Origin of the sequence: Methylomonas sp. TEB, from assembly GCF_047777895.1 — a bacterium.
Lineage (GTDB): Bacteria > Pseudomonadota > Gammaproteobacteria > Methylococcales > Methylomonadaceae > Methylomonas.
In genome coordinates this window covers 2,172,972-2,191,787 of record NZ_CP180476.1, presented here as the reverse complement: position 1 = coordinate 2,191,787, position 18,816 = coordinate 2,172,972, and the positions used below count along the sequence as shown (strand labels likewise).

The following is an 18,816-nucleotide window of genomic DNA, read 5'->3' as shown; positions in this document are numbered from 1 at the left end:
ACCGCTTAAGCCATTGAATAATCATAGCAGCCGAAAATCGGGCACGATTTCGGCTTGCTATTGCGAACCATTGAACTTCACGCCGACATGCCCAATCGCCACATTCGCCTTCTGGACTTTCTGTTCCAAAGACATAACAAAGAACTGCTGGTGTTCGCCGAACAACGGGCTGGTCGCCAACATGCCGAGGATCTGGTTCAGGATGCTTATCTCAGGCTCTTGCAGCACGGCAACACCGACGCCATCGACAACCATCGCGCCTATCTGTATCGCATCACCGCCAACCTGAGCGGCGACCTGCATAGACGCGAGCAAATCGTCCCTTTTGTCAACGACGAGGAATCGGAAACGGACACCCTAGCCTGCCCGATGCCGCAACCCGATGCCGTCGCCGAAAGCCGGGAACGCCTGCGAATTTGCCTGCAAGCTCTGGACAGCCTGCCGGAAATTGTCCGTACCGTGTTTCTGTTACACCGCGTCGATGGCCTGACCTATCCCGAAATCGCCAAGGCTTTTGCGATCCCGCCGCGCACCGTCGAGCGCTATTGCATCAAGGCCTTGGCTCACTGTAGCAAATCCGTCAGCCAGGACATCGACTAATATCGGCAAATTCTCCGGCGGCCAGCGTTGCCGGTTGCGGATGCGATACACTAAAGCCATGAACCGAACCACCCCGCCAAATCCACCGTCGTTGCACGAACAAGCCTGTCATTGGGTGGTCAGACTGAGCGCGCCCGATTGTTCGGCCCGCGAACGCAGGGCGTTTCAGGACTGGCTGGCGTTAAGCCCTCGCCATCGCCAGAGCTATCAAAACGCCGAAGCGATTTGGCGAGATTTTAGTAGCATCGACGCACAACCAGACCCGCGACTGATTGCGGCCAGAAACGGATTACGCCGAGCGCAAATCGCGCGTCGCAGGGCAATCCACGGCAAGCGACTGTCGTTAGCCGCCTCGTTATTGATAGCGGCAATAGGTATACCGCTGGCCTGGGACTGGATAAACACCGACAGTTACTTGACGCTAAAAGGCCAACGGCAACACATCGCGCTCCGCGATGGCTCAACGATAGAACTCAACAGCAACAGCCAGGTGCGAGTCCGCTACGGCTGGCGCGGCCGCGAAGCGGTGTTGGATCGTGGCGAAGCCTTATTCAGCGTGGCGCACGATGAAACCAAACCCTTCGACGTCGTCGCCGGCCACGGCAAGATCCACGACGTTGGCACCCGCTTCAACGTGTGCATGCTGAATAACGCCGCCACGGTCAGCGTCCTGGAAGGCGAAGTCGCCGTTGCCACTGAGCGGCGGCCCGACCCGCAAACTCTGTTGGCGGGCCAGCAAATTAGATACGATGCACAGGGCCTGGCGTCCGCGCCGACCCGTTTCGACGCCACTACTGTCGCCGCTTGGCGGGAAGGCATGCTGGTATTTAAAAAGACCGCGCTGGCCGAGGTTCTGGCACAACTAAGCCGCTATCACGACATCGAACTCCGCGTCGCCGACCCGCAATTGCAAAACCTTAAAGTCAGCGGCGACTTTCCCACCGACGACTTAAACCTTGCCCTCAATGCCATCGGCGCCGCGCTGCCGATCAAGGCGGTTCGAAAAAACGAGCGACTGATCGAATTCGAACGCTAAGCGAGAGAGGGCCAGTTCAGCCACACGTCGAAAAACGCATAAAACGCTCGGCGGGCTCAGGCCGGACGCCGGTTCGTCGCAAGCCCTTGGCTTCCCGCTGGCCATGGCAACATTCCCGCATACCGCCGGCGATTTACGCCTTACGGAAATAAGTGAATTTACGCTGCGCGCGAAATCGTTACCGAAAATATTTTTAACCCATCGAAAAAAAAGTGGCGCCTTCGCCATAAAAAACCGCTCTTACTGGGTAGTGAAATCACCACACACCACGGGAGGGCAAATGTATTCACTTTCTAGAACGCTAGTCGGCGGTCTGCTGACCGGCACCGCGCTGGTTGCCGCGGCTCAGGAACAAAGCTATCAATTGAACATTCCGGCGCAAGCCCTGTCCAGCGCGCTGGAAACGCTCAAACAGCAGACTGGCCTGCATCTGTTCTACGCGGAGCAAACCCTAGCCGGTAAAACCAGTACCGCGCTGCAGGGCACTTACAGCGCCAAGCAGGCGATAGCAATTCTGGTCGGCGGCGCCAGTCTGAGTTACACCTTTACCGCCGACAATGCCGTATCGATTAAGCCGCTAGAAGTGAACAGTTTGCCGGCGGTCACCGTCTCCGGACAACGCAGTTACGATCTCACCGACCCCTATAACAAGGACTACTCAGTACCCAATACCCGTTTCGCCACCAAAACCGACACGCCGATCATGGAAACCCCGCTCAACGTTCAGGTGATTCCGAAGGCGGCGTTGGACGACAAACAAGCGATAAAGCTCGATCAAGCGGTGAAATACGTCAGCGGCGTGACCACCGGCCAAGGCGCGGGTGGCTTGGGCGATCAAGTGACTATTCGCGGATTTTTTAATTTCAACTATTTCCGCAACGGTTTCCGGATCGATACCTATGGTGGCGCGGATGGCACGCGAGCCATGGCCAATGTGCAAAGTATTGAGGTTTTAAAAGGTCCGGCCGCGATGCTGTACGGGCGTGTCGAGCCAGGCGGCATGGTTAACGTCGTGACCAAAAAGCCACTGGATACGGCGTATTACGCGCTGCAACAACAATTCGGTTCCTACGACTTATACCGTACCAGCATCGATGCGACCGGGCCGTTGACTGAAAATCGCGATCTGTTGTACCGGATGAATGTGTCCTATGAAAACAGCGGCTCGTTTCGCGAGCTGGTGGACTACGAAAAAGTATTCGTCGCCCCGGTGCTGCAATGGAACATCAGCCCGCGAACCACGGCATTGTTGGAGATGGAATACCGCCACGAAAACAACGACTACGACTTGCATTCCAGGCCCTTGATCATTGACGGCACCCGAGCCGACGGCAGCTGGATCAACCCGCGCTTGGTGGAAATTCCGCGCGAACGGAATTTGATGGAGGCCAACCCGAATCCGGTCGAAAACAAATTCGTCGGCTTCAATTTGAAGCACCAATTCAACGACAACTGGGAGATCAGCGAGCAACTAGGCATCAACTTATTGGATAGAACTAGAACCGCACTGTTACCCACTACCTTACAAGCCGACCAGCGCACGCTGAACCGGCGTTTAGTGACCAGTGATTTTTACAGCAACGAAAGTTATTTTACGACCACCAACCTGACCGGCCATTTCAACACCTGGGGCTTGCAACACACGCTGCTGATTGGCGGTGATTATTATCTGCAAGACGAAAACACCGTCGGCTACAGCAGTACCGTTGCCAGCACCATCGACATCTACAATCCCATCCATACCGGTAATCCGCCTATCAACTTAACAACACGAGCCGCCAATTCGTTTCATACCGTTACCGACCTATACGGCATCTATCTGCAGGATCAAATCAAACTGCCGTATAACGTTCATGTCATGGGCGGCTTTCGCTACCAAAATGTCGAGCAGTTCAATGTGCTGTCTCAACAGGTCGGGCGACGGGCGGATGCGGTGACGCCGCAGGTGGGCGTGCTGTGGCAACCGGAACAGTGGCTGAGCCTTTACGGGAATTATGTCGAGAATTTCGGCACAACCAATGGCATGGGACAAGGCAATACCTTTTTACCGCCACAGACCGCGCAACAGTGGGAAGTGGGCTTTAAGACCGCATTTTTCGACGACAGATTAACCAGCACCATCGCTTACTACGACTTAACCAAACAGAACATACCCACCATCGACTTGGCCAATCCCAACTTTAGCGTCGCCACCGGCGAAGCGCGCAGCCGGGGCGTCGAGGTCGATATCAAAGGCGAAATTCTGCCTGGCTGGAATGCCATCGCCACTTATGCCTACACCAACACCGAAGTGTTGAAGGAAAACAATCCGAACAATATCCCGGTCGGCAGCCGATTGAGAGGCGTGCCGGATCATACCGGCACTTTCTGGACCACGTACGACTTTCAGCAGGCAGACTTGCGCGGTTTAAAAATCGGAGCCGGTCTGGAGCTGGCGAGCGACAGGAAGGCGACTTTCGATTTCCACGATTTCAACTTCGATGGCTATGGCGTCGTGGACCTGTTGGCTAGCTATACCCGCAAGGTGGCAAAAACCAACATTACTTTACAGCTGAATGTCACCAATTTATTGGATAAGGAATACATCCACGACGGTTTTGCCGCATTGGACGGCACGCGCGCCACTTGGGGTACGCCGCGCTCTTTCTTGGGTTCGGTCAAGGTTGAATTTTGACCGGGTAAGTCGCAAAAAGCGGAAGTCCTTCCCGTTCTTTGTGATCGAACCGCACCCTGATCGTAAATTTACGCCAGCTATGTCAAGTATCGTCATCTCGGCAGGAACTGCCGAGATGACGTTATTGCTGAAACCGCTTTTTAATCAGAAAACCGTCTTGTGTTCCTTAGCCGAAGTCATTATTAAAAATCGTTATGAAACCAGCTCTTGAGAATTTAACGTCCTGCAGTGCAAAGCGTCCCGCACCCAATGCCAGTGCTAGCCGGCTAACGAAGCTTAAATCCCGCCGCAAACGCTGGCTGGCCGTGCATCTTTATTTAGGTTTGAGTGCCGGATTGCTGTTGGCGGTCGTCGGCCTGACCGGCGGCATACTGGTGTTTTATCTGGAAATGCAGGAAATACTGAACCCCGAGTTATCCGTCGTTTCCTTACCCGCCGTGGAACAACGACACTTGCGGTCGTTAGACGACATCGTCGCCGCAGCGGAGACCGCCAAACCGCCAGATAGTCTGTTTTTTAAGGTGTACTACCCACGAAACGCCGAAGTGGCTTACAAATTTTTGTATTTTGTCAGGGACGACAGTAAAACGAACAGTGGCGACGGCTACTATATCTTCGTCGACCCTTATACCGCGCAAGTCAAGGGTTTACAGCTTTGGCATCCCAAAGATCGATATTGGGGCCGGCCTTTGGTCAGTTTCATCATGCAGTTACATTGGTGTTTGCTGCTGGGCAAGACTGGCGCCACTATCGTCTCGATTCTCGGCGCCTTTTCCATTTTATCGGTATTGACCGGCTTAATCGTCTGGTGGCCGTTGACCGGTAAATTTAGGCAGGCGCTGACCTTCAAGCGCCGTTCGGGATCGGTCAGGTTCAACTTCGATCTGCATAAAATAGTCGGTTTCTATTCCGGCATCGTGTTAATACCGGTATTGTTTTCCGGTATTTATATGACGCAGCCGGAGCGAATAGACGTTTTAGTCAAGCCGTTCTCGACTATCACCCGCCCGAATGCGTACAACGGCATTCCGGAAACGATTGATAGCGCCCCACCCAAAGCGGGACAACAGCCGATTAGCCTAGCGCAAGTGGAAACAATAGTGCAGCAAAGCTACCCTGCCGGCCGACTATGGATGCTGAACGCACCGAAGGACCGGCTGGATGTGTTTAGGGTGATGAAACGAGACGTCGCAGAATTAAGCCGCTTCGTCGGCTACCGGGATATTGCCGTCGATCAATACAGCGGCGAAATTCTGAAAGTCTACGATTCCGGCACCGGCTCCAACGCCGATGTCTTTTACGATTGGCAATGGCCTTTGCATAGCGGCCATGCCTTCGGTTGGCCGGGGCGGATTCTTGTGTTGCTGGCGGGTTTGGCTTGCCCGGTGTTGTATATCACCGGCGTCGTGCGTTGGCTGCAAAAACGGCGGGCGAAACAACCTCTAAAGTCACTTAGCCAAAAACAACCGCCGCAGGCCGCTGAATCAATTTATTGCCCCCGCCCTTAAATCCCGTTCGCGCTTGGTCTGTCGAAGGGCACGCTCGTTTGGGCTGCGATGCGCTTAGCCCGCGGCATATCCGGGACAAATAGGGCCGGGTTAATAAGTCATTCAGGAAACCATTCCCCCGCCTGCCGGTCCATTTTAAGTGCGAGTTAAGCCTTTAAGGTTTTAATCGCCACGCGGTCCGGGACCGGCTTCTATTGGCAATACCCATAGAATTTATACGCCTCCCGACTCAACGTATTTATGAACAGCATCCAGGATGAAAAATAATGACTAAAAAATTACTTGCTATCGCCATCGGTACCAGCTTGTTAACAGCCTGTACCACTAACCCCTATACCGGCCAGTCCAGCATGAGCAACCTAGGCAAGGGCGCCGGCGTCGGCGCGGCAGTGGGAGCAGGCGCCGGTACTTTATTCGGCGGAAACGACTGGAAAAACGCCGGTCTGGGCGCATTAGCCGGTGCCGCGGTTGGCGCCGGGGTCGGTTATTACATGGACAAACAACAAGAAGAGATGCAGCAGTCGCTGCAAGGCACCGGGATTGAAGTCCAGCGCACCGCGCAAAACCAGCTGACCTTGAACATGCCCAGCACCAGTGATGTGACGTTTGCGTTCGGCAAGGCCGACTTGACGCCGGAAGCCCAGCACGCGCTGGACCCCATCGCCAGAGTGTTGACCAATTACCCGGAGTCGACGATTTCCGTCACCGGCCACACCGATGACGTGGGTTCCGATGCCGACAATCAACGTTTATCTGAAGCACGGGCTACCAGCGTGGCCAACTTCTTGGCGCAACGCGGTGTGAACCGGATGCGTATCTCCCAGCAGGGCATGGGCGAAAGTTCGCCGAAAGTACCGAACAGTAGCGATGCCAATCGGGCAATCAATCGCCGGGTGGAACTGGCGATCAACGCCAATCAAAACGCCGGTGCTGCGCAACAACCGCAGCATGGCTACCCGCAACAGCAAACCCAGCCTTATCAGCAACAAGGCGGTTATCCGCAGCAAAACTACCCGCAGCAAGGTTATCCGCAGCAAAACCAACCGTATCAGCAGGGTTACCCGCAACAGCAAAGTTACCCTCAGCAAAATCAGCAATACCAAGGTTACCCACAGCAACAGGGGTATCCACAGCAAACTTATCCGCAACAGGGTTACCCACAACAGAACCAGCAATACCAGCAGCAGTATCCACAGCCTTATTACCAACAACAATAAAGCTTTAGATACAAGCCAGCCATCATAAAAAACCCGCTTCTTTACGGGAAAGAAGCGGGTTTCAGTTAAGCCCTTGGAAATTCGGCTCTGGTTTAGCCACTAGCTATTGTTAATATCAAGCGTCGCCAGCCCTGACATCAAACTCAATTTTCCAGCGCTGTTGATCGCGTTTGGAAACCGCTTTTAACTCTAAAGTCCCCACTTCGGTCACTGCCACAGACAAATGCACCGGGACGATGTCGCCGGCATGGCGGCCTTCTTCCGGCAAAGTGATCTCAATTTCGTCCAGTTCTTCCAATTCGTCGTCCTGCCAATATTCCAGCCTTACCCCTACCGCATCGTCGCGGCGGGTTTTCGAACCGAAAAAGCGGAAGCGTACCGGTTCGCCGATGATCAAACCGAATTCGTCATTAGGCAATTCCTGTTCGCTGCCCTCTTCCATCCCAAACGGCGCGATGCACAAGGCTTCGATCTCCGCCGGCAATCCGGGAACCGCCGGCATGGCGCTCTCAATACCGACGTAATAAGCCGCCGCCGTGCCGCCTTTGATTCTGACGCCCTTGCCTTTGCGGACAAATCCGTAATAGGCAGCGCCACGCGCGACCGCCAAATCCAAGTCGGCGCCTTGTAACAGTCTGGCCGGCGCGGCTTGTTCGGCCTGCAACCAGCTATTTAATATCTGCATCAAGCGCTCGGCCATCACGCCGGCTTTTAACACCCCGCCGTTGAACAATACCGCGGTCGGATGCAAGAAACTGGCGTGTTCGGGCAAGACATGATCGGCTAGCTCGCCGGTCGCTTCTTTTTGCCGCGACAAAAATGCAGCCAGATGGCGAGTAATGCCGGCATCCTGCGCATAAGGCAAACCGGCGGTACGCAAACCACTGCGCGGTCTGACCACCGGTCTTTCTTCGATCGGTACCCACGGCAAAAAGCCTTCGACCAAGACGCGGTTCAGTTCGTCGCGAGTCAGTTCGGTGCGCAAGGTGCCGCCGATCAGGGATGAGCCGCGACTCGCTACGACTAAAGGCATGCTGCCCAACTCGGGCTGGTTGAACAGTTTTTCTTTGGCTTCCCGACAGGCGTGGGTCAAAGCTTGTAGTTGCCAGGATTCCAGGCGCTTGCCACCGTCTTGTTCCAGTTTGGCTTTAACGGTATAGGCCAAGGCCAAATCCATGTTATCCCCGCCCAGCAAGATATGGTCGCCAACCGCAACCCGATTCAATTGCAAAGTGCCGTCCTGCTCGGTAACCGCAATCAGCGACAAGTCCGTGGTACCTCCGCCGATGTCTGCCACCAAAATCACATCGCCGATTTTGACGTGGTTACGCCAATCGCCTTCGCTGTTTTCGATCCAGCTGTACAAAGCAGCTTGCGGTTCTTCCAGCAATACGGCCTGCCCTAATCCCACCGCGCGGGCCGCTTCGACCGTCAATTCACGCGCGGCCGGGTCAAACGACGCCGGCACTGTGATAGTGACATCTTGATCTTGTAAATTATGCTCCGGGAATCGGTGATTCCAGGCATCGCGCAAATGTTGCAGATAGGCCTTGCTGGCGGCAAACGGGGAAATCCGCTCCACATCCTCCGGCGCCTCGACCGGCAAAATCGCTTGTTTGCAATCGACACCGGCATGGCACAACCAGCTCTTGGCGCTGGACACTAATCTGATGGGGGTTTTGCTGCCCAGATTACGGGCGATTTCGCCGACCAGATATTCCGGTTTAGCTGTCCACGGCAACGCAGTGGCGCCTTCGGCAATCTCGGCCGGATGAGCCAAATAGGTGAAGGACGGCAATTGCGCCTTGTCTTCTATCGTGCCGGGGCCGGTCAACTGCGGAATCGCCAACACATCCAGGACCACTTGATCCTCGCCGGCTTCCAGATCGACATAAGACAATACGCAATGCGTGGTACCCAAATCGATACCGACCGAATAACGCGCGGTCATAATTCCACCTCGGCCGGCGCGACGATTTTGGCGTTATGGCCTTCGGTCAATTTCGGCAAACGCAGATCGGTGACTTGCCAACCTTTATGCACCAAAGTGCCGGTAAACGGCGCCTCGCCGACGATATTGCCGGTCAAACGAAATGACGCGGCATCGAAGCCTTTGTTTAGAGTCACCCGGTTGCCTTCGGGATCTTTGCTGACAGGGGCCAGGGTGAAATGCTCGCTGACCGCTTTGCTGCAACCTTGATGCACCACGCGCGCCGCCGCACCGATTTCGGCATCGGAAAAGGCGCTGACATCTTCCTTGATGAAGTCGATAAACCGAGCTTCTTTTTGCAGCAAACTTAATAACTGCAAGGCGGCATCCGGAGTCGCTTCCTTTAATACCACGGGCTCAGGCGCCGGGGCCTGGACGATTTTTTCCACTTCGACGATCTTCTCGACGATTTTGACTTCCGGTTGCGGCGCAGGAGTGGGAGCGACTACTGCCGGAGCTGCGGATTTGCAGCGGCGCATGCCCAGCAATACCGAGACTAAAACCACAATCAGAATCAAAGCCAACAGTGCGGCGGTACCGGCCAAACACACGTGCCACAAATCGAAGGTGGTCGGGCGCAAGGATAAATCGATGGTGTAGGTATTCATGAAAAACGAGTGATGGTTGTTAATTGAAACAAGGGCTATAGCGTCTAATCTTGAAGCATGCCGCAACAGATAACGCTAAATTTTTACGCCAATGCCATTGCGGACAGTGGGAGTCAGTTACCAGGCATGCCGGCTTTCTTCGCGGCTTCCGCGTACATTAATTGCTGCAGCAAATTGCGCGTTACCTGGATACGCATTTTCTTCAAATGCCGGTCAGCCACCACGCCCGGCACTTCGGCGTCGGTATAAACTTTGCGCATTTCGGCCAAGGTCGGCTCACAAGACTTAATAATCACATCGGTGGCGTTGCGGCTTTCCATCTTGGCAAACTCGGGTTTTTGCATAGTATCCACTACACATTTTTTATAGGTGTACTGAGCTTGCTGAATCTTCTGGATGGTTTCATCTTTCAGAGTGGTTTCGTTCCATTCTTCCTTGGCTTCCTCGGCACAGGCCAAACCTGCGACCATCATCAATGCAACTACTAAACGGTATGTCATGCTTTGCTCTCCAATGGGGGCGTGATAATGGCTGGCGATTTTACGCGATGCTAGCTGAAATGAACAATCAGTCGGCAGCGGCAGGCGGTCAGAACAGGCCTAGCCTGATCAGCCAGCTCACTGCGGCCAGCTGTAAACTCACACAGGCTCAGGACAAACTCGCCTTTCAACGCCAGAGCACTAAGATACCAGGCAGTGAGCTAAAAGCCACGCCAAGGCGGCAGGAACGCGCTGCTCATATAAGGGCTGGCGCGGGTCTCTTGGAAATGACCGTATCGAAAAATCCACCCAAATTGGTGCTCTAAAGCTTAGTGATCGCAAACGTGCCGAGACGAACCGGCCTGATTTTGGCCTTGAGTGGCATCAGGCAATAAAGGCAGGGCTTCGGTTATTCCGTCGCCGCATTGTTTCATTTGCTGCATAGCTTTATTGGCCGATACGTCCTTACCAAACTCCATCGCTCTGGCCATCGCTTCATCGCGTTTTCCCGCCGTGCATAAGCGCTCCACCTCGGCACTCATTTGCTTGGCCTGCGCTTGAAAGGCCTGCATGTCGGTCTTATCAATGTGCTTCACGCAGTCTTGCATGGCTTTCATTTTCTGCATCACTTGCTGCATTTGCGCTTTATCCATATTTTTAAACGCATCGTTTTCAGCGGCAGCGGTGATGGGGAGTAGTAACAGCAGGGTTATCAATAAATTTCGCATGACTTTCCTCAAAATAATGAACATACCTGGGAACTGTAGAAGTGTTCTACGTGGATAGCAAGCGCGGACGATAACGCCGACTTAATGGTGTTGTCAGACAGGATCGTCCGATTTTGTCGCATCCACGACATCGTTTGCTAAGCTGCCTTAGAGCGATAATCCCTATCAATCTACAACCTACACACGCATGCGGCGATTTGCTCAATTGGCATCATTCTTGATTGCTTGATGGCTTTCGTCATTAGCAGCCCAACGATGGAACACATTTTCCCTCTGCCCCGCCCGATGCTTGCACCGCCCAAACCCAAGCATCCAGTGCTGCAAGCAGGCCATCGCTACAGCATCGACACCCAAAAATTAGCGGATAACCCACTCGGTGATGTAGAGCATGATCTGCAAAACGGCTTACTCGGCGATTACTCGTTAAGCATCGAACGGGCTGCGGTAGTGCCCGTGGATACGAAACATACACCCATACACGCATTCGTGTGGAACAGCGATTTACTAAGCCCACTGCTCAAAAACTGCTTAGCCCTTACCACAGCCCACCCGCAGCAACCCAAGCAGAATCGTTTGACCTTGCTTGACGCCGGCATGGCCGCGCCCACCGTAAGCTTGGCGGACGGTATGCCATCCCTAAGTATCTCACCTCATTTTGAACTGGCATGGGACACCGCCGGTTTTTGCAGCCAATTGGGCGTCTTGCAGTTGCTGGAGTCTACTCGAACAGCACACTTCGCCGACGGCAAAACGATGACTTTATTGGATACCGAAAGTGAAGAAGGCGACCCGGTTTTGTATCTATCTGAGAAAGACAGGCCTGTGCCGGTCATACCGCTTGGCGGGTTTCAACAGCAAGGCCAGCAGCAAAAACTGCTGTTCAGCCAGACCGTGACTCAAGCCATTCCGTGCGAAATTGCCGGTAATACTGTCGCGTCGATGAGCGTTTTGGAAAAATACACCGTGTACTTCATGCAAAACGCCGGACCGGATAGGCCGGATCTTTATATTTGGGTGCCCGTACATTTACCTATCGTTTGGGGATGGAGCATCCGGGTACAACAACGCTATGACGGCGTGTGGGATATTTTTCGCAAGAAATTGATCATGCCCAGCGCGTCGACCGAAGCGCCGAAATTACCCCTATGGCAGGGTAACTCCTTGCTACGCCAAACGATGCAGATGGCGTGATGACCATGCTGGACGTGGCGATTGTTGGCGCCGGACTGTCCGGTTTGTCCTTGGCAGAAAAACTGCTGACATACAAACCTAACATTGGCGTATTTGAAGCCCGCGAACGCTGCGGCGGCAGGATTCTATCCGCAGCTGACCCTACCCTGGGTTTTACCGCAGACTTGGGCCCCACTTGGCTGTGGCCTACCGAGCAACCGCGTATTTCGGCATTAGTAAAGCGCTTGGGATTGACGCTATTCCCGCAATGGGACTGCGGCCAAAGCTTATATCACGTGCAAGCAGACTCCCGGCCGGTGACTTACATCGATACTCAGACTCACGCTGAAGCCAGACGGATTGCCGGCGGTTGCCAGCAATTAATTGACAGTTTATTGCAACGGATACCGGGACGGGTGTTGCGCCTTGGATACAATTTGCTATCACTTAGCGATCACGGTAGTTATGTCGATTTAACATTCGCATGCGATAGCACCGTCAGTACCATACAGGCTCGCCAAGTTGTGCTGGCTGCTCCGCCGCGATTACTGGCTAACAGCATTACCTTTCAACCGGCTCTAGCACCCGGTTTGCTATCACTGATGCAAGACACGCCCACCTGGATGGCCGGGCACGCCAAGGCGGTTCTGGTTTACGAACAGGCTTTCTGGAGCCAACAAGGCTATTCCGGCAACGCTATTTCATCCTACCCCGGCGCGGTTTTAGCCGAAGTCTATGACGCCTGCTCCGACGATGGCGGAACATCTGCCCTGTTTGGTTTCTTTGGTTTGCCAGCCCAGATTCGCGAACAGTATCAAGACAGTCTGCCGGCCCTGATCGTGCGGCAAATGGTCGGCTTATTCGGTCCTGCCGCCGCCAATCCACTAAGTGTGATGATTCAGGATTGGAGCCGGGAACCATTTACCGCGACTTCTGTAGATCGCATACCGGTGTTCGAACATCCCGCCTACGGCCATCGCGCGCTGCAATTGGACCATTGGCAAGACAAACTGTATTTCTGCGGAACCGAAACAGCCAGTAGGTCCGGCGGCTATTTGGAAGGCGCATTGGCAGCCAGCGACCGGGTTTTTAGCGCATTAACACTCTAACTAAAGGACTTTGACATGAACAATCCAACGCTTAACAGGCTGGTGAAAAACCCGCCGATATTTCCCCTTACCCACGATGTTCGTGATTTTTTCGAGTTGAAATCGGTCATGACATCGAGTTTCAAGCGTTTTGCCCCGGTTTCAAGGGCTTTTTATTCGCCTGAAGCCGTCTGTGGACGGTTTTCAGGCGAACTTCACCCTAGGCGGGTGCACTCCACGCCGGTTTCGGCGTGAACACCAATAGGTTGAGCATGCGCGTCAGGTTGTAGGCGGCAAAGCAAAACAAGGCCTGACCCGCGACTTTGGCTAAGCCGATGTGACGGGTTTTGCGCAGGCCGCCGACCGTTTTGACCCAGCCAAAGGCTTCTTCGACGATTTTGCGGCGCTTGAGACTTTGGGCGTAACCTTTGCCGCGCGCGGTGCGGCCGTCGACGGCACTGCCAATCTTTTTGCGGGCCACATGGGCTTTGATATCACGGGACTCGAGTCCGTTGACGAACGCCGGTTGGTCATAGCCTTTGTCGGCACCGACGCTGCCACCTTGGGGCACGCGGCGTTTGATCATTTTTTGCGCGGCTTCGATTTCGGCGGTGCCGGTGGCTTGTGTGGTTTCGACATCGACAATCAGGCCGTTGCGATTCTCGGACAAGGCATGGGTGATGTAACGCAGTTTGGCCTCGGTGTATTCGCCTTTCTTGTAAAGCCGGGCTTCGGGATCGGTTGTACTTTGGTGGGTGGCGTTGCTGCGCTTTTCGCCGCTGAAGTCGACCTCGGGATTGCGGCCGGCGGGTTTGTCCGGGCCGCTGCCGTCTTTCTTACCCAAAGGGCATAAATGACGAAGCTTTTGTGCGAAGCCCAGGCTTCAATGAGGCTACCGTCGACGCTGAAGTGTTCGTCGGACACCAGATTTTGCCATTCGGCTATGGCCAGTACCCGCTCAAAAAATTCGCGACTCAGGGCTTCAGACAACAGACGTTCGCGGTTGGCACTGAACACTGTGCGTTCCCACACGGCGTCGTCGATGCCCAGACCGACAAACCAGCGAAACAACAGGTTGTAGTCCAGTTGTTCCATCAACTGACGCTCGCTACGGACCGTATACAGGACTTGTAACAGCAAGGCGCGCAGCAGTTTTTCAGGGGCAATCGAGGGACGGCCTGTGTGCGAGTAACGCTCGGCAAAGACGGCATCCATAGAGGCCAATACGCCATCAACCAGTAGCCGTAAACGACGCAACGGATGCTGTTTGGGAATACGGTCTTCCAGGCTAACATAGCTGAACCAGCTGTTTTGAATGGCATCGTGTCCGCGCATTGAAAGGCTCCAAATTTAGGTAGCCTATTTTAACAGTTGGCCCCTCATCTATGCCTTAGCTTACTTGGCTTTTCGAGTTTTTCACCAGCCTGTTAACGCGAACAGCATCGGCGAATTTAGTCGATTCATAATCGAGCAGAAAGCCAATATGAAGAAGCAGTACGATCAATTACTGGCCCATGACCTATCACACCAACAATGGGATGGTTGTTTTCAGCGCAATATCTTGATCGTCTTGGAAAAAACCTATCAAGACGCCCTGGCTCAATTAAAGACCTTGCCGTTTGATCACACCGGCAGCACCGTCAATCAGGGCTTGGCGGATATTACCAAATCAGTATTGGCGGTATTTGATGGCTTTATCGACGAGTTTTTGTTGATGGTAGTGGATAAACATCGCACTTCCTGCGCCTTATCCAATTTCCCAGACGAGCATAAACCCGATCAGGTTTACCTGAGCGCGGTGCGCAGCGACATCGCCTTGCTTTGGCGGAACTTTGCGCTGGACATTAATGCTTACTTTCTGGAATGCCGTTAAGCAAAACTTTTCCGATAGGATAATTTATGAAACTCTACATGACACCCGGCTCCTGCACGACCGGTATCCATATTTTACTGGAAGAGCTGGATCTGATTTTTGAAGCGCATCTGGTCAATTTAATGGCCGGCGATCAACATCAAGCCGATTATCTGGCAATCAACCCCAAAGCCAGCATCCCTACCCTGGTCCGTAACGACGGTACTGCCCTGACCGAATTCCAAGCTATCGCCTACTGGCTGGCGCGCAGCTACCCCAAAGCAAAACTATTGCCAGGCGACGCGGATGGCGATGCGAAAGCTATCGAGTTGATGGACTATGCGGTCGGCACGCTGCATGGTCAAGGCTTTGCCCGCATTTTTACCACGGAGAAATTCGCGCCCAATCCCGCCGATCACGACGCGGTTAAGGCCCAAGGCTTGGATATAGTCAATAAAGCTTTTGCAATCTTGAACGAGTTGCTACCAGCCGAAGGCTATGCATTGAGCGCATTCAGCATCGCCGATGCCGCTTTGTTTTACGTGGAATTTTGGGCGGATAAAATCGGTATTACGCTGCCGGAAAACTGCTTGAAACACTATCGTTTGATGCTGTCGCGGCCGGTTGTTAAACGGGTACTGAGGGAGGAAGGTTATCGAGTGGACTGACTTTTATCGCCGCACTATCTGTTGTCCCCTTCTCCAGTCTGGAGATTCGCGATGTGAAGCCATTCACACTCATATCCATCAATCACCCGAGTTAAGCCAATATCCCTTCACATTTACAAGGTGACTAAATCGTCATCAGCACACTATTCACAAGACAAGCGCCGGATTTTCAAGGAAAATAGCGTCCTCTTTACCATTCGCTACAGCGCATGTACAAATATGAAGGCCTGGTGGTACACCAAAGCCACGACGACGAAGGCATCATAGAAATCGTTGATAAGGAGGGCGTCAGGGCCTTGCACTTTGGCTCGCATGCCCGGCAAAGCAGCATGCTGCTGATGGAACCCGACCGGCTACATTCGTTGTATGCCAGGGCCATGATGGCCGGCCTGCTGTTCCACGACACTCCTAACGAAATCCTGATGATAGGTTTGGGCGGTGGCACTATCGCCAAATTCATGCTGCGCCAGTTTGCCGATTGCCGGCTCAAGGTCGTGGAATTTCGTAGCAGTGTGTTAAAAGTCGCACGCAGCCATTTTGGCCTGCCATTCGATCCGCGCCTGAAAATCAAGATTGGCTGCGGCGCGCAACATGTGCGCCAAGCCAGCCAGGTCCAGAGCGAACAGCACGACTTGATCGTCATAGACGCTTACGACCACGACGGCATGGCCCCGGAAGTGAGTAGCGAAACTTTCTTCGACAATTGCCGAACCTTGCTGACCAAAAACGGTCTGCTGGTGATCAATTTATGGGGCACCGATAGGGACATGTTCCAGCAAGTGGCCTGGAATCTGGGCCGTGTGTTTGAAAGGCGCATGCTGTTTTTGCCGGTACGCAATCGCGGTAATGTCATCGGCTTTGCCTTCGGTGAAGCCATGGCAAAGCCAGGCATCAAACAATTGATCGACAAGGCCAAGCGGCTGGAACAGATGTATCAACTGGAATTCCCCATCTATTTGTTGGATTTAAAACGCCACAACCCCAACGTCTTCAACCGGATTATAAAATCGTGATACACAACGCTCCCAACATCTTCGGCTATAAAAAATACTGGGCGCACCGCTTCGGGCCGGCGCCGGAATTGCCGATGAGCCGCGCGGAAATGGAAGCGCTGGGCTGGGACGCCTGCGACGTCATCTTGGTGACCGGCGATGCCTATGTCGATCATCCCAGCTTTGGCATGGCGGTGATCGGACGAGTGTTGGAAGCGCAGGGCTTCCGGGTCGGCATCATCTCGCAACCGGATTGGCATAGTGCCGAGGACTTTAGACGACTGGGCCAACCCAAACTGTTTTTTGGGGTGACCGGCGGCAATATGGATTCGATGGTCAATCGCTATACCTCTGACAAGAAAATCCGCTCCAACGACGCTTATACCGCCGATGGGGCGGCCGGCAAACGCCCGGACCGAGCAGTGAATGTTTACGCCCATCGTTGCCGCGAAGCCTTTAAAAACGTCCCGATAGTCATCGGCGGCATCGAAGCCAGTCTGCGCCGCATTGCTCACTACGATTATTGGTCCGATAAAGTGCGTAAATCCATCCTGCTGGACTCCAAAGCCGACCTATTGGTCTACGGCAACGCCGAGCGGCAAGTGGTGGAAATCGCCCAACGCTTGGCAAAAGGCGAAACCATCGCCGATTTGAAAGGCATACGCGGCACCGTGCATTTTGTCAAACAAGTCCCGCAGGGCTGGATGGAGAAAGACTCGACCGACATCGACAAGCCGGGGGCTGTGATTTCTCACGTGAATCCCTATCAAGAACAACCGGCGTGCGACGATCAGGGACGATCGGAGTGCGGCGACGGGTCGGGAACCCGTGCCAAGGAGGATAAACCGGCACGGGCTAAAAACGAGCAGGTGATCCAATTCAAACCCATCGCCAACAAGCAGCGCACGCAAACCGTGATCCGCCTGCCGGATTACGAAGCTGTAAAAGACGATCCGATTTTATACGCACACGCCTCCAGAGTGATGCACGGCGAAACCAACCCCGGCAACGCCCGCGCCTTGATCCAACGCCATGGCAACCGCGAAGTGTGGATCAATCCGCCGCCTTTGCCGCTGACCACACCGGAAATGGACGGCGTGTTCGACCTGCCCTACTCGCGGCTGCCGCATACCGCTTACGGCAAGGCCAATATCCCCGCGTTTGAAATGATTCAGCATTCTGTGTTGATCATGCGTGGCTGCTTTGGCGGCTGTAGCTTTTGTTCGATTACCGAACACGAAGGTCGCATCATTCAAAACCGTTCGGAAGATTCCATCATTCGTGAGATTGAAGCCATCCGCGATACCTCGCCGAATTTTACCGGCCATATCTCGGACTTGGGTGGCCCCACTGCCAACATGTGGCGTCTGGCGTGCAAAGACCCGAAGATTGAAGAATCGTGCCGCAAACCCTCCTGCGTCTATCCGGGGATTTGCCAGAACCTGAATACCGATCAAACACCGCTGATCAAACTCTACCGGCGCGCTCGCGCCTTGCCGGGCATCAAAAAAATCTTCATCGCATCGGGATTGCGTTACGACATCGCGGTTGAGACACCAGCTTACGTGAAAGAGTTGGTGACCCACCACGTCGGCGGTTACCTGAAAATTGCCCCGGAGCACACCGAGCAAGGCCCGCTGTCGAAGATGATGAAACCCGGCATGGGCACTTACGACCGCTTCAAAGCGATGTTTGATAAGTACTCCAAAGAAGCCGGTAAAGAACAATATCTGATCCCGTACTTCATAGCGGCCCATCCGGGTACCGAAGATAAAGACATGCTGAATCTAGCTCTATGGCTAAAACGCAACGGCTTCCGAGCCGACCAAGTCCAGGCCTTTTTGCCGTCGCCGATGTCAATTGCTACGGCGATGTATCATTCGGGGAAAGATACCTTGCACAAAGTCGCCCGAAACAGCCCGGACATAGCAATTCCGAAGAGCATTAAACAGCGGCGCTTACATAAGGCATTTTTGCGTTACCACGACCCGAAAAACTGGCCGTTACTGCGGGAGGCTTTGAAACATATGGGCCGCGCGGATTTGATTGGTAATGGTAAGCAGCATTTGGTGCCGAGCTTTCAGCCGAAAATTGATGAAGTAGCGATGACAAATGCCAAAAAAACTCAGGCTTTTAGAACCAAACATACGGTATTTCCTGGTACAGACAGGAAGCGTAAACAAAGATAAAAAACTGCATTTTTAGC

16 protein-coding genes and 1 pseudogene are annotated in these 18,816 nt (G+C 53.8%); 12 read left to right on the top strand and 5 right to left on the bottom strand.

What is annotated here, in order from left to right; all coding sequences use genetic code 11:
* Nucleotides 1-87: 87 nt before the first annotated feature.
* The 5 genes from ACMXD4_RS09925 to ACMXD4_RS09905 all read left to right on the top strand — a co-directional run bounded on the left by ACMXD4_RS09925 (nt 88) and on the right by ACMXD4_RS09905 (nt 7,035).
* Nucleotides 88-600: an RNA polymerase sigma factor gene (locus ACMXD4_RS09925; RefSeq protein ID WP_415880650.1), complete on the top strand. Its 513-nt coding sequence runs from the start codon at nt 88-90 to the stop codon at nt 598-600.
* Between the two features lie 58 nt (nt 601-658).
* The gene (locus tag ACMXD4_RS09920; protein ID WP_415880649.1) at nt 659-1,636 is read left to right on the top strand and encodes a FecR family protein; all 978 of its coding nucleotides are present in this window, start codon (nt 659-661) and stop codon (nt 1,634-1,636) included.
* Between the two features lie 280 nt (nt 1,637-1,916).
* On the top strand, nt 1,917-4,310 hold the full coding sequence (locus ACMXD4_RS09915) for a TonB-dependent siderophore receptor (RefSeq protein ID WP_415880648.1): 2,394 nt from the start codon (nt 1,917-1,919) through the stop codon (nt 4,308-4,310).
* A 194-nt stretch (nt 4,311-4,504) separates the two neighbouring features.
* Nucleotides 4,505-5,818, top strand: a complete 1,314-nt coding sequence (locus ACMXD4_RS09910; RefSeq protein WP_415880647.1) for a PepSY-associated TM helix domain-containing protein — start codon at nt 4,505-4,507, stop codon at nt 5,816-5,818.
* A 266-nt stretch (nt 5,819-6,084) separates the two neighbouring features.
* On the top strand, nt 6,085-7,035 hold the full coding sequence (locus ACMXD4_RS09905; RefSeq protein WP_415880646.1) for an OmpA family protein: 951 nt from the start codon (nt 6,085-6,087) through the stop codon (nt 7,033-7,035).
* A 115-nt stretch (nt 7,036-7,150) separates the two neighbouring features.
* On the opposite strand, the gene ACMXD4_RS09900 is transcribed toward ACMXD4_RS09905, so the two are convergent.
* From ACMXD4_RS09900 to ACMXD4_RS09885, 4 genes are all read right to left on the bottom strand, one after another.
* Nucleotides 7,151-8,986, bottom strand: coding sequence for an Hsp70 family protein (locus ACMXD4_RS09900; RefSeq protein WP_415880645.1), 1,836 nt, complete (start codon nt 8,984-8,986; stop codon nt 7,151-7,153).
* Nucleotides 8,983-9,633: a DUF2760 domain-containing protein gene (locus tag ACMXD4_RS09895; RefSeq protein WP_033156499.1), complete on the bottom strand. Its 651-nt coding sequence runs from the start codon at nt 9,631-9,633 to the stop codon at nt 8,983-8,985. Before ACMXD4_RS09895 ends, ACMXD4_RS09900 begins: the two co-directional genes overlap by 4 nt.
* A gap of 113 nt (nt 9,634-9,746) precedes the next feature.
* Nucleotides 9,747-10,133 (bottom strand): hypothetical protein, encoded by a 387-nt coding sequence (locus tag ACMXD4_RS09890; RefSeq protein ID WP_033156500.1) that lies wholly within the window; start codon nt 10,131-10,133, stop codon nt 9,747-9,749.
* A 308-nt stretch (nt 10,134-10,441) separates the two neighbouring features.
* Nucleotides 10,442-10,840 carry a hypothetical protein gene (locus tag ACMXD4_RS09885; RefSeq protein ID WP_033156502.1) on the bottom strand — a complete coding sequence of 133 codons (399 nt, stop codon included), beginning with the start codon at nt 10,838-10,840 and terminating at the stop codon, nt 10,442-10,444.
* Between the two features lie 255 nt (nt 10,841-11,095).
* On the opposite strand from ACMXD4_RS09885, the gene ACMXD4_RS09880 reads away from it, so the two are divergent.
* From ACMXD4_RS09880 to ACMXD4_RS09870, 3 genes are read left to right on the top strand one after another with little or no spacing between them, the layout of a single operon-like run.
* Nucleotides 11,096-12,031, top strand: a complete 936-nt coding sequence (locus ACMXD4_RS09880) for a hypothetical protein (RefSeq protein WP_415880644.1) — start codon at nt 11,096-11,098, stop codon at nt 12,029-12,031.
* Nucleotides 12,031-13,119 (top strand): flavin monoamine oxidase family protein, encoded by a 1,089-nt coding sequence (locus ACMXD4_RS09875; RefSeq protein ID WP_415880826.1) that lies wholly within the window; start codon nt 12,031-12,033, stop codon nt 13,117-13,119. The genes ACMXD4_RS09880 and ACMXD4_RS09875 overlap by 1 nt, the downstream gene beginning before the upstream one ends.
* Before the next feature lie 15 nt (nt 13,120-13,134).
* Nucleotides 13,135-13,353, top strand: a complete 219-nt coding sequence (locus tag ACMXD4_RS09870) for a hypothetical protein (protein WP_415880643.1) — start codon at nt 13,135-13,137, stop codon at nt 13,351-13,353.
* Here ACMXD4_RS09870 and ACMXD4_RS09865 read toward each other — a convergent pair.
* Nucleotides 13,319-14,433, bottom strand: a pseudogene (locus ACMXD4_RS09865) (IS5 family transposase). The gene ACMXD4_RS09870 and the pseudogene ACMXD4_RS09865 sit on opposite strands and share 35 nt — an antisense overlap.
* Nucleotides 14,434-14,581: 148 nt before the next feature.
* Here ACMXD4_RS09865 and ACMXD4_RS09860 point away from each other — a divergent pair.
* From ACMXD4_RS09860 to ACMXD4_RS09845, 4 genes are all read left to right on the top strand, one after another.
* Nucleotides 14,582-14,971: an amine oxidase gene (locus ACMXD4_RS09860; RefSeq protein ID WP_415880642.1), complete on the top strand. Its 390-nt coding sequence runs from the start codon at nt 14,582-14,584 to the stop codon at nt 14,969-14,971.
* A 26-nt stretch (nt 14,972-14,997) separates the two neighbouring features.
* Entirely contained in the window at nt 14,998-15,618 is a 621-nt protein-coding gene (locus ACMXD4_RS09855) for a glutathione S-transferase family protein (RefSeq protein WP_415880641.1), read from the top strand.
* Nucleotides 15,619-15,827: 209 nt separating this feature from the next.
* Nucleotides 15,828-16,631, top strand: coding sequence for a spermine synthase (locus ACMXD4_RS09850; protein ID WP_415880640.1), 804 nt, complete (start codon nt 15,828-15,830; stop codon nt 16,629-16,631).
* Entirely contained in the window at nt 16,628-18,799 is a 2,172-nt protein-coding gene (locus tag ACMXD4_RS09845; protein ID WP_415880639.1) for a YgiQ family radical SAM protein, read from the top strand. Before ACMXD4_RS09850 ends, ACMXD4_RS09845 begins: the two co-directional genes overlap by 4 nt.
* The last annotated feature ends 17 nt before the right edge of the window (nt 18,800-18,816 follow it).

Bases quoted from the DNA above. Each gene is read 5' to 3' on its own strand.
- ACMXD4_RS09910 (WP_415880647.1), top strand. From the start codon at position 4,505: ATGAAACCAGCTCTTGAGAATTTAACGTCCTGCAGTGCAAAGCGTCCC.
- ACMXD4_RS09925 (WP_415880650.1), top strand. From the start codon at position 88: ATGCCCAATCGCCACATTCGCCTTCTGGACTTTCTGTTCCAAAGACAT.
- ACMXD4_RS09880 (WP_415880644.1), top strand. From the start codon at position 11,096: ATGGAACACATTTTCCCTCTGCCCCGCCCGATGCTTGCACCGCCCAAA.
- ACMXD4_RS09850 (WP_415880640.1), top strand. From the start codon at position 15,828: ATGTACAAATATGAAGGCCTGGTGGTACACCAAAGCCACGACGACGAA.
- ACMXD4_RS09890 (WP_033156500.1), bottom strand. From the start codon at position 10,133: ATGACATACCGTTTAGTAGTTGCATTGATGATGGTCGCAGGTTTGGCC.
- ACMXD4_RS09870 (WP_415880643.1), top strand. From the start codon at position 13,135: ATGAACAATCCAACGCTTAACAGGCTGGTGAAAAACCCGCCGATATTT.
- ACMXD4_RS09905 (WP_415880646.1), top strand. From the start codon at position 6,085: ATGACTAAAAAATTACTTGCTATCGCCATCGGTACCAGCTTGTTAACA.
- ACMXD4_RS09920 (WP_415880649.1), top strand. From the start codon at position 659: ATGAACCGAACCACCCCGCCAAATCCACCGTCGTTGCACGAACAAGCC.
- ACMXD4_RS09855 (WP_415880641.1), top strand. From the start codon at position 14,998: ATGAAACTCTACATGACACCCGGCTCCTGCACGACCGGTATCCATATT.
- ACMXD4_RS09900 (WP_415880645.1), bottom strand. From the start codon at position 8,986: ATGACCGCGCGTTATTCGGTCGGTATCGATTTGGGTACCACGCATTGC.
- ACMXD4_RS09895 (WP_033156499.1), bottom strand. From the start codon at position 9,633: ATGAATACCTACACCATCGATTTATCCTTGCGCCCGACCACCTTCGAT.
- ACMXD4_RS09875 (WP_415880826.1), top strand. From the start codon at position 12,031: ATGACCATGCTGGACGTGGCGATTGTTGGCGCCGGACTGTCCGGTTTG.
- ACMXD4_RS09860 (WP_415880642.1), top strand. From the start codon at position 14,582: ATGAAGAAGCAGTACGATCAATTACTGGCCCATGACCTATCACACCAA.
- ACMXD4_RS09885 (WP_033156502.1), bottom strand. From the start codon at position 10,840: ATGCGAAATTTATTGATAACCCTGCTGTTACTACTCCCCATCACCGCT.
- ACMXD4_RS09915 (WP_415880648.1), top strand. From the start codon at position 1,917: ATGTATTCACTTTCTAGAACGCTAGTCGGCGGTCTGCTGACCGGCACC.